The organism is Bifidobacterium leontopitheci (assembly GCF_009193355.1).
Classification (GTDB): Bacteria; Actinomycetota; Actinomycetes; order Actinomycetales; family Bifidobacteriaceae; genus Bifidobacterium; species Bifidobacterium leontopitheci.
This window is the reverse complement of sequence record NZ_WBVT01000008.1, coordinates 87063-99724: the sequence shown is the minus strand read 5'-3', so window position 1 is coordinate 99724 and position 12662 is coordinate 87063. Positions and strand designations below refer to the sequence as shown.

Genomic DNA, 12662 nt, shown 5'->3' with positions numbered 1-12662 from the left:
ACATGGCTTGTGTCCTCGCTTCCAATCGCGGTTTTCTATGTTTGGCGACTGAAAATCGTACACAGGACACGGGCCATGTTCTCAACCCAAGCCAGAACCAAAGTGCGCAAAACTTCGGGCGTTATCCGGGGCACTTCCACTTGTATTCTCTTTTTTTTCATCTTCCGTTGATTACGCATCTTTTACCCGAAACGAAACCGCATGGCTTCGGCCGTGGCTTCGACACCGTGGACATGGAGGTGTTCGGCTGGTCCCGCATCAACTGGGAGGTCATGAGCCTGACGGACACGGCCGTGCGCACGATGCTGCGCATGGAGGTCGGCGCGGAATTCTACTCATCGCCGCAGCGCTACCTTCTCGGCGCGGACCCGCCCGCCGGCGTGGACGGCAAGACCCTGACCGGCTGGCAGGCCGCATTGTCGAGGATGCTCGCCATCAGCCGCGACGAGGACGGCCAGCTGCCCACGGTCGGCCAGTTCGCGCAGATGACCATGCAGCCCCACTCCGACATGCTCAGGACCCTGGCCGGCAGGTTCTCCGGCGCGACGGGCGTGCCCATGGCCCAGTTGGGCGTGATGACCGACTTCGGCCCATCCAGCGCCGAGGCGATCGCCGCCTCCGAGACGGAACTGGTCATCGAGGCGCGCAACACGTGCGACGCGTTCGGCGTCCAGCTGTGCAACGCGGCCCGCGACATGGCCGTCCTGAACGGCGCGGATCCGGGCGACGAGGCGCTCGCGCATCTCAAGGTCAACTGGCGGGACCCGGAACGGCCCAGCCAGGCGGCGGTCGCCGACGCGGTGTTGAAGATGGTGCAGGCCATCCCATGGCTCGCGAACAGTCGGGTCATCCTCGAGAAGCTCCAGTTCCCCGACGCGGACATCACCCGACTGCTGTCGGACAAGAACCGGCAGAACGCGGCGGCCGTGCTCGACAGGCTCGTCAACATGAACGCGCAGCAGCAGCCCGCGAACCGGGCGGTGACAGGAGGCGGCGATGGCGGACAGCAACAGCCGGACTCCGGGCCGGCGGGACGTGGACAGGCTGGCCAAGGCGCAGCAGTCGGCGGTGACGCAGGCGCGGCGTGAGCTGCGCAAGGTGTTCGAGACCGTGTACAACATGTACGACGACCCCGCCGACATGCGTGACGCGCTGCTCGACCTCGTGCCCGCCATCGCCGCCAAGTACGGCGACGCCGGCTCGGTGGCCGCCGGCGAATGGTACGAGCAGATGCGCGCCAAATGGTTCAAGGACGCCATCGACATCGACACCACCTATCAGCCGGACGACAAGGCCATGCGGGAGACCATACGACGTCTCGCCGGCCACCTGTGGGACGGCAAGGACGGCAGCCCGGCCGACCCGGACGCCATGCTCAGGGGCCTGCTCGCGAACATGGACAAATGGGTCAAGGCCGGCGGTCGTGGCGTCATCGAGAAGGCCGCGCGCCGGGATCCGCGTAAGCCACGCTACGCGCGCGTGCCGCAGGGCGCGAAGACGTGCGCGTTCTGCGGCATGCTCGCCGGGCGAGGCTTCGTCTACTCGAGCGCCGAAGCCGCCGGCGCGATGAGCCAGTACCACAAGGACTGCGACTGCGAGGTCATCCCCAGCTGGGACAAGAAGAACCCCAAGGTGCAGGGGTACGACGACTCCCGTTTCGAGAAGCGGTACATGGAGGCGCGCCGCATGCTTGAAGACGGCACCGTACCCGAAGAGCTCCGTTACGGGCTGCTGAAGATCAAGCCCTATCTGGAGCCGAAGCACAGGAAGTCGTGGTACGGGCCCGCGGACCCCAACAACGTCAACTCCATCACCTACCTCATGCGACACCTGCACCCCGACGAATTCACGGACCTGATCCTCGAGACCCCCGACTTCCTCTTCAAAGACGGCAGAGCGAAGAAGGCGCTCGGTGACGATGCGGCAAAGTCCTTGGACGGCATCCTGAGGAACTCCGCACATCAGTCAACCGCGAAACTATGGGCTCAGTATTCAGATCGATACGTCATTAAAAGCTCGACACTGGGGAAAGGAGGACGTGCCCATTACAGCAAAACCGAAGGCGGAATCTTCGTTGACATCGATTCGGTCGGTAAACCTTCCAGAGGACATGGACCATATGGGGTGTTCATCCACGAAAGCGCGCACATGCTCGACGATCTCCTCGGCGACGGGTCCTCCGGCTATTGCGTGACATACAGAGGCGGCATCTTCCCCAAGACACTTGCCGACGAGGGGACTTCGCTCTTTTACCGTAGAGTGGAGATGGTCGAGGCGGACAGCTACCCGGAACGCTTCTCGAAAGCGATGGAATCCATTGCCGAGGAGTTCTGGGATATCGGAGGAGACGACAGCCTCAACCTCCATGACATGATGATCGCGTCGCTCCAATCCGTCAATACGTCCCTTGCCGAGACCTAATACAAAAACTACGGGAAAGCCGGTCACCCCGGCGGGTATTTCGCCCAGGCTCCCAAAGGAGTCCTGCAAGCCAGAGAAGCATTCGCCGAGATGCTCGAAACCCAGCTCACCAACCCGAGGGCTTGGGATCTGCTGCGGAGATATTTCCCAGAATCATCTGATATCTTCAATCGCATGATTAGGGAGGCACCCAATGGCAAATCTTGAATATGACCGGACATATCTCGAAACATGCAGCAATGACAAACTGTCAGAACTCTATATGAAGCGATTCGGAGAGTGGTACCCTTGCAACCCATACGGGCTTACAATCAAAATCTACGCAGGCTGTGAAGAAGACCCCGATTTCCGCCGAAAAGCGATCAACGCACTGCTATCCGGCGAAAGAGTTCAATCGCCTCCATATGATTTAAACCCCGACGACATCTATTAGCCATAACCATATTTTCCATTGATAACCACCCGCACGGGTGGTTTTTTCATGCCCGGAACGGGCCCCATCAGCAATCCATAGGAGGAACACATGGTCGAGGAAGCCAACAACAACGCTGACCAGCCGCAGGACGCGGGCGAGCCGCACGGCGAACCGCAGTCCACGGACTGGGAGGCGAAGTACCGGGAGACGGTCTCCCATTCGCGTGAGTGGGAGAAACGCGCGAAGGACAACAAGGCGGCCGCCGACGAGCTGCAACAGCTCAAGGAATCGCAGATGTCCGAAGCGCAGAAGGCCGAGGCCCGCACTGCCAGGCTCCAGAAGGAGCTTGACGCGCTGAAGGCCGAGAAGCAGACGGCCGAATGGCGTGCGCAGGTCGCCGAAGAATCCCAACTGCCCGCGTCGCTGATCGTGGGCGACAGCCTCGAGGCCATGCAGGCGCACGCGAAGGCCGTCAACGAGTACGTCGCGTCGAAGACGGGACGCCGACTGCCCGGCATGCCGAACGCCGCCAGCCAGCCGGCCGCCGCCGGTTCGTCCGGCGACTGGCTGCGCGACCAGTTCCTCCGCAACCACTGACAACACCACCACCATTACCGACCATATTGAAAGGAACCATGATGGCATCCAACGTGAACTCCATCATCACCACCGGCGACATGGGCGGCGGGCTCATCCCCGTCGAATACGCCGAGCAGATCATCCAGGACGCGCCCAAGGCGAGCGTGTCCCTCACGCGCATGCGTCAGATCCGCATGAGCACGCGCACCCGCACCCAGCCGGTCCTGGACTCCAAGCCGATTGCCTACTGGGTGGGCGGCGACACCGGCCTCAAGCAGACCACGAAGCAGGCGTGGGCGGGCCTGAGCATCACCGCGGAGGAGCTCGCCGCGATCGTGCCCATCCCCGAGGCCGTGATCGCCGACAGCGGCATCCCCATCTAGAGCGAGGTGCAGCCGCGCCTGGCCGCCGCATTGGGCTACAAGCTCGACCAGGCGACCCTGTTCGGCGTGGACAAGCCCGCCAGCTTCCCGGACGGCTTCATCCCGCAGGCCGTCGCCGCGGGCAACACGCTTGCCCAGGGCAAGGACCTCGCCAAGGACGTGGCCACCATGGGCCAGAAGCTCGCCGAACAGGGGTTCGCGATGAACGGCTTCGCCTCCCAGCTGGGCCTCAACTGGCAGCTGGTCGGATTGAGGAACGCGAACGGCAGCCCGATCTACGTGCCCTCGCTCGCCGCCGGCGCCCCCTCCACGCTCTACGGCTTCGGCCTCAACGAGGTCGACAACGGCGCATGGGACCCTGCCATGGCGGTGCTGCTCGGCGCCGACTGGAGCAACTTCGTGATCGGCATCCGCCAGGACATCACCTACAAGATGCTCGACCAGGCGCCCATCACCGACGACGACGGCAAGGTCGTCCTCAACCTCGCCCAGCAGGACTGCGTGGCCATGCGCGTCGTGTTCCGCGTCGGCTTCCAGATCGCCAACCCGATCAACGACGTGCAGCCCGACAAGACGAAGCGCTTCCCCGCCTACGTCATCACCCCGCAGACCACCACGGGGGCGTGACCATGGCGCTCGACAAGCAGATCCAGTTCGTCCACGCCGACCAGGCCGACCCCGGCCAGCTGATCGCCCGCGTCGCCGCGTTCGACATCGACGGCAACCCCGTCGACCCTGCCGCAGGCGCGTCCCCCGCCGACGGGTCCATCACGACCGCGATGCTCGCAGACGGCGCTGTCACCCACGAGAAGCTCGCCACTGCCGCGGTGCGCGGCCCGAACATCGGCCCCATGGAGGTGGCGCCGGCCCACCTGAAGGGCTACGACGCCGACGCGAGCGACGTCATCCGCCGACGCCTGCCCCGGCTGGCGGCAGGCGTCAGCGGACACGCTCAGACGCGTATGCTGCCAGATGGTGCGACGAGCCCTGCTCAACGAGGACATGCCCGGCGTCACCCAGTCGACGCAGACCGCCGGAGGGTTCACCGAATCGCTCTCCTACAGCAATCCGGCGGGCGACCTCATTGGGACAAGCAGATGCAGTGCGCATACTGGCATCGGCGGAGGCTGAACGTGATACCCGCGCTGCATTGGAACGCTCCGGGCAGCTGGGACTCGTTTCGACGGACTGCCGAAACGTTCACTCGTGGCAATCAGCACGCTTGGCGTCATGAAAGACCGCGAGGCCCGCCGCATGTGAAGTCTCGGCATGGTCGAGGCGCTCGTCAGGCTCGAACCGCGCACCCATGAAGACCCAGACCCGGGGGCAGGGTGTTGTACGTGACAGTCAGCGACATCGGCAAGCTCAGGAACATCAACAGCTTCGACAATGACGGCAGGCGCGTCAAGTAGATTAGCCTTGACTATATCCACGGCGAGAAGATGGCCCCCGTGCATGAAGGATACTTCCACAACGCGTATAATCCGAAAAACCAGCGTGCATAAACCTCACGCCCGAGGAGAAGCGCATGGTCGAAAGGGTCAGAGATCTATGGAGCCATCGCACACGGTAGACGAGATCGTGTATTTCCCCGAGCCCATGACATGGGACGAGTTCACCGAGGACATCCTCGAACGGTACGGGGACGAGTTCTTCGAGTACAACGGCCGCAAGCTGATGATCCAATACCTTCCGCCCTGGTCGATCGTCGACCCCACCGTGTTGGAGAAGGGAACCTATCCGGTGCTGTTCTCCGGCTCGGACTGGTTCCGCGAATTCCTGGAACAGCCGATGTCAGTGCTCGACGGGCTGTCCATTCACGAAGCATACGGGAGAATCCGCCCGTTCAGCAATTAGCCGAGGCTACACAATCCGGCTACGACAGGCAGCGCGGACGGGAGGTGACATCATGCCGAGCGGAGGAACCTGATCCCGCCTCAGAGGCGTTCCAGCAGCGCGTCGTCGGTTTGTTCGCCCTGTCCGAGGCCGGCCAGTCCCCAAGTTCCCGCCGCTCAAGTACAGGGTGTGGCTCTTCTTTCTAACGGGACAACGAAGACGTACACCGGGAGAAGGGCGAGACGGCCAGCGAGAGGAGACCAAGAAAGTAGCATCACCTCGGCAGACACCCTCAGCCATCCCGCCTTGTTAAGACGGGCTATCATGTATCCATAACAACTACTACGGCAGTAGGAGCCGGATATGGATATGCAGACGGTTACAGTCGGCGGTTTTGATGTCGCTATTCCGCAGGCGTTCAGCAGATTGAATCGCATGCCCGACGACCCGCCCGAGATGACGGCGTTCGCCACTCAAACGGAGCAATCAACATGCCTGATGTTCCTGCAGCCGATACCGGCCAATCAGGCCATGCCGTTTGGCGATGAACAGGGCGTGGAGGATGGAATCCATCAGTCGTTGGGCGACGACCAAGGACTGATCGAGGTAGTCAGCGGCACCACCGACGCCAAACGAGACGTTATCTGGAGCATCGTCAAGACGGTCGCGCACACCGAAGGAGTGCAATACGGTCTGACCCTGCACCTTAGATTGCCTGGTTTCGCATTGCAGGTTCAGGCATTCGCCGATGAAGCCGGCGTTACCGGAATACGCGAGGCACAGGTCTACGAGTTCGCGCGGCGGCATGGATGGATTGACGATGAGGGACGAGGGTGGTCTCGCGACCCCTATGCTGCTGATTACCGGCATGGCGTTCTGATGAATCTTTCCGAAGACAGCCGGTTCGATGATTCCTTCCCGGATCATCCGTTGTCGGTCATCAGGAACTTCGTATCAATGCTCATTGCGTATAACTGATGCTGCATGAGCCGTCTCCGAGCACAGTCGCGGAGTCCGACCTTCAGCCAGAACCCTACTTGCACTCGATCCGTGGAGCGTTGAAGCAGACGAATGACTGCCGGTGTCGAAGGGCGGAAGCCCGTACGAGTTCCGCAACTGCAAGCTGGCGCATCGAGCGTGCAACGAGCTGAGAGGCAACAAGAGCATCGAACGGGCAAGACAAGTCGTAAGAGGAGACGCCGGCGTCAAGGCGATCTCGGTGCCGTTCCGCACCTCGGCGTGGTGAACAGCATCGCTCTGCACCGTGGGGTAGGTACCCTGCCGGCCGGCTCCGGGCGCACCCCAGTGTCATAGCGCCGCGCTTTCCCCGAATTATTATCCAAACAGAGTTACTGAACTTCTGGATCGTGGGTATCGGGTGCGTTGCCGATAATCGTGCGTAGATCCACTCTGTTGGATTGGCATATGTTTTCCAGTTCAAGAAGCTGTTGCGGTGGAAGTTGGTGCACTTCTATTTAGAACTCAGGGAACCTAGGGACGTTGCAGGAAATGATAGAGTCTCAATAAAGGATCGGCGCCTTCCACCCGTAAAACCGTTTGCTCGGACATGGTGGAGGGTGTCGGTCCTTCCTTTTACGTCACTACGATTTGAAGACTCTGCGAAATGCCTGCCATGCTTGATGTGATGGTCCACGGTCGCGCTTTCCCATCATGCGCTTTGTGCAGAAAATGATCCGCGCGTTGACCAGAATGGGACATGATGGCGCGACATGCCGTGGCACGTGTCCGCATCCGCCGGTGAAAGGAGCATCCATGAGTGTCGCCAAAAGAATGTTCGACGCGGGAGTCGACCCCGATGTGATTCGCGGATATGCCGCAATCGGCATCGACCTCGATCAGGCCATGACGTTCACTGAACTCGCGGAGGTGATTGGCGTCGCCATTCAGGAGGAGCTTGAACGATACGATGACGGCTCCGACGATGACGCTTACGTGCTGCGCGGAGCCCATGTCGGGCATTTCAAGGACGCAGTGAAGAACAACGTCATGCATCGTGTGCTGGAACGATGGTAGGGCTGTTCTCGGCTGGTTGTCGCGCGGACGCAACATATTGATGCGCGTGTTCCATATTCCGACCGATGTCGCGGAGCCGTTTCAGCAGGTTGAGGAGCCAGCCCTTGTCCAACGATTCGCTTACCGTGCCTGCGCCAAAACGTTCGGCGCGGGTCAGCCATGTCATCAGAGCTTGTACCTGTTCGGCGTTGAGCTTGGAGTAGTCGTTCGATTGCAGCGTCTTCCACGGATCGATGCCGGACTTCTCCAACACGGGGTAGCAATCCGTACACCCGGAGGTCGCGTAGATGAGGTGCCACCACTGGTCCACCGGGGTGGAAAAAGCGCACCAACCTACTCGAATCGGGCCATCGCCACTCGCTTCGGGGTACACCCACTTGTACAGTTCGTCCGCCGGCCTGTCCAGTTGCGGAATCAGGTCGATGAAGGGACCGTATTTGAACTCAAATGGCGTCTTATCGGATCGAAGTACATCACGCACGTCCATGAGCAGGAAGCCGAGCCGGTTCTTTCCGCGCCAGTTGCCGGAGTCCTTCCATCGGTCGTCGGTCCGACCGTCTTTCGTCTGCTTGCCGAGGCCTACACCCCAGATGGTATCGAACGGGGAGCACTCGACCAGCACCCGCTCCCCTGTCTCCAACAGTTGTTTTGCAAGGTCGGGGTTCTGAGAGAACTTGAACATCAACGCCTCAAACATGTAGACGCGAGATTCCTCGTCCCACACGGTCTCGTCAAAACCCTGCACGTTGCGGCCAATCGCCTTGTACTGGTACGGATCCAACCCAGGCTGGAGCACGGCATCCATCGCTGAATGGTCGCGAAAGCGCCATGCCTTGCGGAACATGAACCACTGCTCGCTGCACTCGAACCGCAGCTCCTTCACGGATCCGTCAGTCTCCTTCCAATCGACGATGAACGGCGCCGGATGGAAGTTGGAGGCCCAGTCCTCACCATTCCAAAAACCGAAATACGGTTGCTTCTCGCTGTCGAGACGGTCGGAATCGTTCCGGCCCATCGCCGCATCGCGCCAAGCATCAGCATCATCCACAGTCCAAATCGGTTTCATCATTGACCGCCAATTCTTTGAATGCCAATATTCCATCTCAAGTGTAGGCCACCGATTGTAGTAGCTTTGGTTTGACTGCATGTCCCCGAAAAGGGAGCGGAACGGCAATCGGCCGTCGACGTTCATTGACGGTTGCCAGGTCAGCGCAAGCGCTCCCTGCGGATTGCCGTACGGGATACAGGAGGAGATCATGAACAGCTCTGACAGAGCGCAATGGCGAGTGATTATCGGTGCTGATGCGTCCGGCCGTCAGGGCGGGAAGGCAGATGGGGCCGACACTGTCGGCGGAAACGCCCGCGTCGTCACGTTCACCGCACGGCAGATCGACCGGACGATGCTCACCCTTCATGACATCGCCAAGACGTCTGGTCCGCCGTGGATGTCATATGAGGAGACGGGTGCGTTCGATGATCCGGCTGCCGCGCTGTCGCTGGTCCGGCCGCGAATCGGCAAGGCGGTAGATTCGGATGAACACGACGGTCTGGTTCTGCTGGCCGACGCATTGGACGAAGCCGTCCGCCGACATGCCTCCCTCCGGTTCGATTTCGGTGCCGATCCCCTCGTCGTATATCCGCTTCCGATTCATCCGACCGGAGACCGGAACGTGCTGGTTATCAGCACGGATGACGTGGACGTCATCCTCGATACTCCGGGAGCTCTCTGGAATCTCACGCACACACTGATTCGCCGCTATGATATGGCGGTGATTCGAGACCGTATGGATGCCGGATTCCGTTCCACCGTAAGCGGTGAGATGCTTCGCGCACGTATGGAACTGCTCGCTGCAACGATCATGAACTATGGGCTCTGGTGCGTGGTGAACGGCGGAACTCCTTTGACGGCCTGACCGTGGCGCAACCGACTACAATGACAACGCAAAGCGTTGCAACAGCCGCAACCGAAACCGGCATCGAGGAGAGCAGGACGTGGCATCGCTCAAAGGCAACCGCGTACTCATCATCGGAGGCACATCGGGCTTCGGACTCGAGATCGCAAGGCAGACGCAGGCCGAAGACGCGCGGGTCATGCTGGTCGGCCGGTCCCCCGAACATGCGGCGGCCGCAGAGGCGACACTCGGCCAGCTGGGAACGCCGGCCGACCGGCTGCAGGCGCAGGCCGAACAGATGGCGGCGGCCAACCCTCTCAAACGTCGGCACGGTCGGCGAAGTCGCGGACGCCTATATGTTCCTGATGCGCAACGGTTTCATGAACGGCGAAACCATCCACGTCGGCGGCGGCGTCAGCGCCCTGTAGCGCGGGCTCCGCATCCCGGCCGCACCACGCTCACCAGTCCGGGTTCACGATCTGCATGGCGACGCCGTCGGCCATGACATGGAAGCCGTGCTTCTCGTAGAATGACGCGTTCCTGCTCTCCTCGGGCATGACCTCGATATAGAAGTAGTCCCGGTACTGCGCCTTGAGCATCTCGATCATGTGCCCGGCGATGCCATGCCCCTGATACTCCGGGTCGACCAGCACATAATGCACATAGGCGAGCATCGCGCCATCGTCCAGCGCGCGCACGAGACCGACCAACCGGTCGCCGTCCCACGCGCTGATGACCGTGGACGACCCCATCAACGCCTTATGCAGCTGCTCCGGGTATTCGCCGGACACCCATCCGACCGAGCGGAACAACCGTTGCGTCTGCTCTTTGGTGAACGACTTCTCCCGGGTGTACGTGACAGGCATGTCTGCTCCTTGCTGCTATCCGACGGATCACGTGTCGGCGCTCGCCGGCTCGTGCATGGCCCTTGCGGACGCCATCGTATCGCGGCACCGCGTCCCGCGGCGCTCCGCATCCCATATGCCGCGATATCATGTACCGAGTACCGCGGCACAGCAGCTGCAGAACGCCGTTCTGCATGTCGAAAGGAGCAACGCATGGCCACCTTCGAACAGATCAGCCGGTTCGCTGGCGAACATCCGCGGCAGGCGAGAATCATCGAGCACGAGACCGCGATCGTCGACCTGGAATCCGGTGCCCGGGTGTTCGACATCACCAAGGCGGCGGCCACCTACATCGTCGAAGCCAAGGAAGGCGTGTTCGCGGTCGTCGCATCCGCCACCGGGCGCCTGCAATGGCGTCGGCTCGGCCGCGCCCTGGGACTTCGCCAGATACATCTGGCCGCACCCGAACTGGTCAAGGAGCGCACCGGCTACGATGTCGGCACGGTCGGTCCACTGTTCCTCGGCGTGCGCATGTTCTTCGACAGGCGGCTGCTGGAGCATGACGTGGTGTACTGCGGCACCGAGGACGCGCATCACACGCTGGCCATCGCGCCCGGACTTATCGTCGACAGCAACGATGTCGCCGGCTACTTCGACAGCGCCGAATACCTGAAGTAGCCTGCGCCTGCCGCGGCAGGCAGCCGCTCCGGCAGCCGTCGACGAAGCATGTCATCCAGTCGAACCAAGCGCGGCAGATCGCCGGACGTCCGCGAGGAACGCGCCCAGCCGTTTCTCACGTTTTCGGTTGTCGCAGAACCAGCACTCCCAGTAGGTGAGGATGATCCATCCTTCGGCGGCGAGCCGTTGCCGGCACTCCAACGCTTCGCCGCGCGACTCGGCGTGCGCATCATGCCAGATGCGCAACGTTTCAGGAGGCAGCGAGCGTCGCCGGCATTCTGCACGGTCATGCCATAGACAGGCGTCCACGAACACCATGATGCGGTACTTCGGCAGTACGATGTCCGGCGTTCCTTCGTATCGGCTGTCGTATTTGCGGAAACGGAACCCGTTCCGGAACAGCCGCGATCGCAGTTGCGCGAGCAACGGCTCCATGTATGAGTCCTTGTCCGTCGTGACTTCGGCCTGCGATCCGGCGACCTGCTTCGCATAGAACAGTTCGATGTCCTGATCGTCCGAATAGTAGCGGAACGATGTCTTGGCGCCGGGGGCGACGATTTTCATCATGGCCCGTACCGTCGTCTTCGCTTCCTGCTGCGAAGCGGACGCGCCCCGGATGGCGAACTCGGGGATGGTGTAGATCCAGCTGCCGTCAATGCATTCGACGAACGCGGCCACGCCTTTGATGGTTGCGGAAGGCGGCACTGTTGCTGGCGTCTGTCGGACGTGCTTCTTTGCCGTGGCTGTGCGATTCCAGTACGGTTTTGAGGTCAGATGGTAGCCGTAGCAGTCCGGGCAGAAGTAGTATCGGCGTTCGTCTTTCGGACGCGCGGGGCCGCGCTTGAGTTTGCGTGCGCTGGCCAGGGCGATTTTCGCGTCCAGCTTGGTTCTGTATCGTCGCTTTCCGCTGGAACAGCCTGCTGTTGGGGACGCCTGCGCCTGCGCGTTGCGTTTCTTCCGTTTCGTCGTGATACTCATGACACCTCCCTCGGCCGTCAGGTATCGGTATCTCGATTGTCTCACCATCGGGGGCGTCCGCACCGGCATACGTGTGAAGGTATGGCCAATCTCTGTCCGCGACCCCTGTGCAGCTTGCGATGCCGCGGCGTGGGCAGGATATGTGTGTGTAGTGCTGTTCGGGGGTGTTCTCCCCTGCCGTGCGCTGTCTACAGAATGGCCCAGCCGAGCAGGCAGAGCAGCGAGAGTGCGGGCGTCGCGAACTGTTTGACGGCGGCGGTGCGCTTGTCGGGGCTGCCGACGAACAGCACCAGCGCGGCGAGCGTCATGGACGCGGCGCCGGCGATGATGAGCGTCACGCCGATGGCCTGGCGGCCGGCGAGCGCGAGGCCTGCGCCCGCGATGGCCATGATGCCGAGGAACAGGTTGTAGAACCCTTGGTTGAAGGCCATCTCCTTGGTTGCGGCGGCCTCCTCCGGCGAGGTGATGGAGAACGTCTTCATCGTGTTCGGATGCGTCCACCGGAACGATTCCAGTACGAAGATCAGCGCGTGGAGCAGACCGGCGAGCATGGCGAACACACACGATGCGATGAGCATGGTTGGCTTCCTTTCCTTGAATG

The 12662-nt window shown here is 61.6% G+C and carries 16 protein-coding genes and 1 pseudogene; 13 read left to right on the top strand and 4 right to left on the bottom strand.

What is annotated here, in order from left to right:
• The first annotated feature begins 167 nt into the window (after window positions 1-167).
• From F7D09_RS04380 to F7D09_RS04330, 10 genes and pseudogenes are all read left to right on the top strand, one after another.
• The gene (locus tag F7D09_RS04380) at window positions 168-1088 is read left to right on the top strand and encodes a phage portal protein (protein ID WP_193312324.1); all 921 of its coding nucleotides are present in this window, start codon (window positions 168-170) and stop codon (window positions 1086-1088) included.
• A complete protein-coding gene (locus tag F7D09_RS04375) occupies window positions 997-2421 on the top strand; it encodes a VG15 protein (protein ID WP_152234195.1) in 1425 nt (474 codons plus the stop codon). Before F7D09_RS04380 ends, F7D09_RS04375 begins: the two co-directional genes overlap by 92 nt.
• Window positions 2422-2614: 193 nt before the next feature.
• Window positions 2615-2854, top strand: coding sequence for a hypothetical protein (locus F7D09_RS04370; RefSeq protein ID WP_152234194.1), 240 nt, complete (start codon window positions 2615-2617; stop codon window positions 2852-2854).
• 90 nt (window positions 2855-2944) lie between these two features.
• Entirely contained in the window at window positions 2945-3433 is a 489-nt protein-coding gene (locus F7D09_RS04365) for a helicase (protein ID WP_152234193.1), read from the top strand.
• A pseudogene (locus F7D09_RS04360) lies at window positions 3352-4425 on the top strand (phage major capsid protein); the annotation flags it as partial. The gene F7D09_RS04365 and the pseudogene F7D09_RS04360, both read left to right, overlap by 82 nt.
• 2 nt (window positions 4426-4427) lie before the next feature.
• Window positions 4428-5108: a hypothetical protein gene (locus F7D09_RS11795; protein WP_452082088.1), complete on the top strand. Its 681-nt coding sequence runs from the start codon at window positions 4428-4430 to the stop codon at window positions 5106-5108.
• Between the two features lie 241 nt (window positions 5109-5349).
• Entirely contained in the window at window positions 5350-5655 is a 306-nt protein-coding gene (locus tag F7D09_RS04345) for a metallophosphoesterase family protein (RefSeq protein WP_152234190.1), read from the top strand.
• Between the two features lie 342 nt (window positions 5656-5997).
• The gene (locus F7D09_RS04340) at window positions 5998-6612 is read left to right on the top strand and encodes a hypothetical protein (protein ID WP_152234189.1); all 615 of its coding nucleotides are present in this window, start codon (window positions 5998-6000) and stop codon (window positions 6610-6612) included.
• 103 nt (window positions 6613-6715) lie between these two features.
• The gene (locus F7D09_RS04335) at window positions 6716-6880 is read left to right on the top strand and encodes an HNH endonuclease (RefSeq protein WP_152234188.1); all 165 of its coding nucleotides are present in this window, start codon (window positions 6716-6718) and stop codon (window positions 6878-6880) included.
• A gap of 527 nt (window positions 6881-7407) precedes the next feature.
• Window positions 7408-7668, top strand: a complete 261-nt coding sequence (locus tag F7D09_RS04330; RefSeq protein WP_152234187.1) for a hypothetical protein — start codon at window positions 7408-7410, stop codon at window positions 7666-7668.
• On the opposite strand, the gene F7D09_RS04325 is transcribed toward F7D09_RS04330, so the two are convergent.
• Window positions 7640-8737: an NADAR domain-containing protein gene (locus F7D09_RS04325; RefSeq protein WP_193312323.1), complete on the bottom strand. Its 1098-nt coding sequence runs from the start codon at window positions 8735-8737 to the stop codon at window positions 7640-7642. The genes F7D09_RS04330 and F7D09_RS04325 overlap by 29 nt on opposite strands.
• Before the next feature lie 187 nt (window positions 8738-8924).
• Here F7D09_RS04325 and F7D09_RS04320 point away from each other — a divergent pair, with 187 nt between their 5' ends.
• Both F7D09_RS04320 and F7D09_RS11725 read left to right on the top strand, forming a co-directional pair.
• Window positions 8925-9581, top strand: coding sequence for a hypothetical protein (locus tag F7D09_RS04320; protein WP_152234185.1), 657 nt, complete (start codon window positions 8925-8927; stop codon window positions 9579-9581).
• 79 nt (window positions 9582-9660) lie between these two features.
• On the top strand, window positions 9661-10065 hold the full coding sequence (locus F7D09_RS11725) for an SDR family NAD(P)-dependent oxidoreductase (protein WP_193312322.1): 405 nt from the start codon (window positions 9661-9663) through the stop codon (window positions 10063-10065).
• Here the strand turns inward: F7D09_RS11725 and F7D09_RS04310 are convergent.
• Window positions 10019-10426, bottom strand: coding sequence for a GNAT family N-acetyltransferase (locus F7D09_RS04310; RefSeq protein ID WP_152234184.1), 408 nt, complete (start codon window positions 10424-10426; stop codon window positions 10019-10021). The genes F7D09_RS11725 and F7D09_RS04310 overlap by 47 nt on opposite strands.
• A 192-nt stretch (window positions 10427-10618) precedes the next feature.
• On the opposite strand from F7D09_RS04310, the gene F7D09_RS11100 reads away from it, so the two are divergent.
• Complete coding sequence (locus tag F7D09_RS11100; protein WP_193312321.1) at window positions 10619-11083, top strand: aminoacyl-tRNA deacylase; 465 nt, start codon at window positions 10619-10621, stop codon at window positions 11081-11083.
• Between the two features lie 51 nt (window positions 11084-11134).
• Here F7D09_RS11100 and F7D09_RS04300 read toward each other — a convergent pair whose 3' ends face one another.
• Window positions 11135-12061, bottom strand: a complete 927-nt coding sequence (locus F7D09_RS04300; protein WP_193312320.1) for a PDDEXK family nuclease — start codon at window positions 12059-12061, stop codon at window positions 11135-11137.
• Window positions 12062-12249: 188 nt separating this feature from the next.
• Entirely contained in the window at window positions 12250-12639 is a 390-nt protein-coding gene (locus F7D09_RS04295) for a DUF1304 domain-containing protein (protein WP_152234181.1), read from the bottom strand.
• Between the last annotated feature and the right edge of the window lie 23 nt (window positions 12640-12662).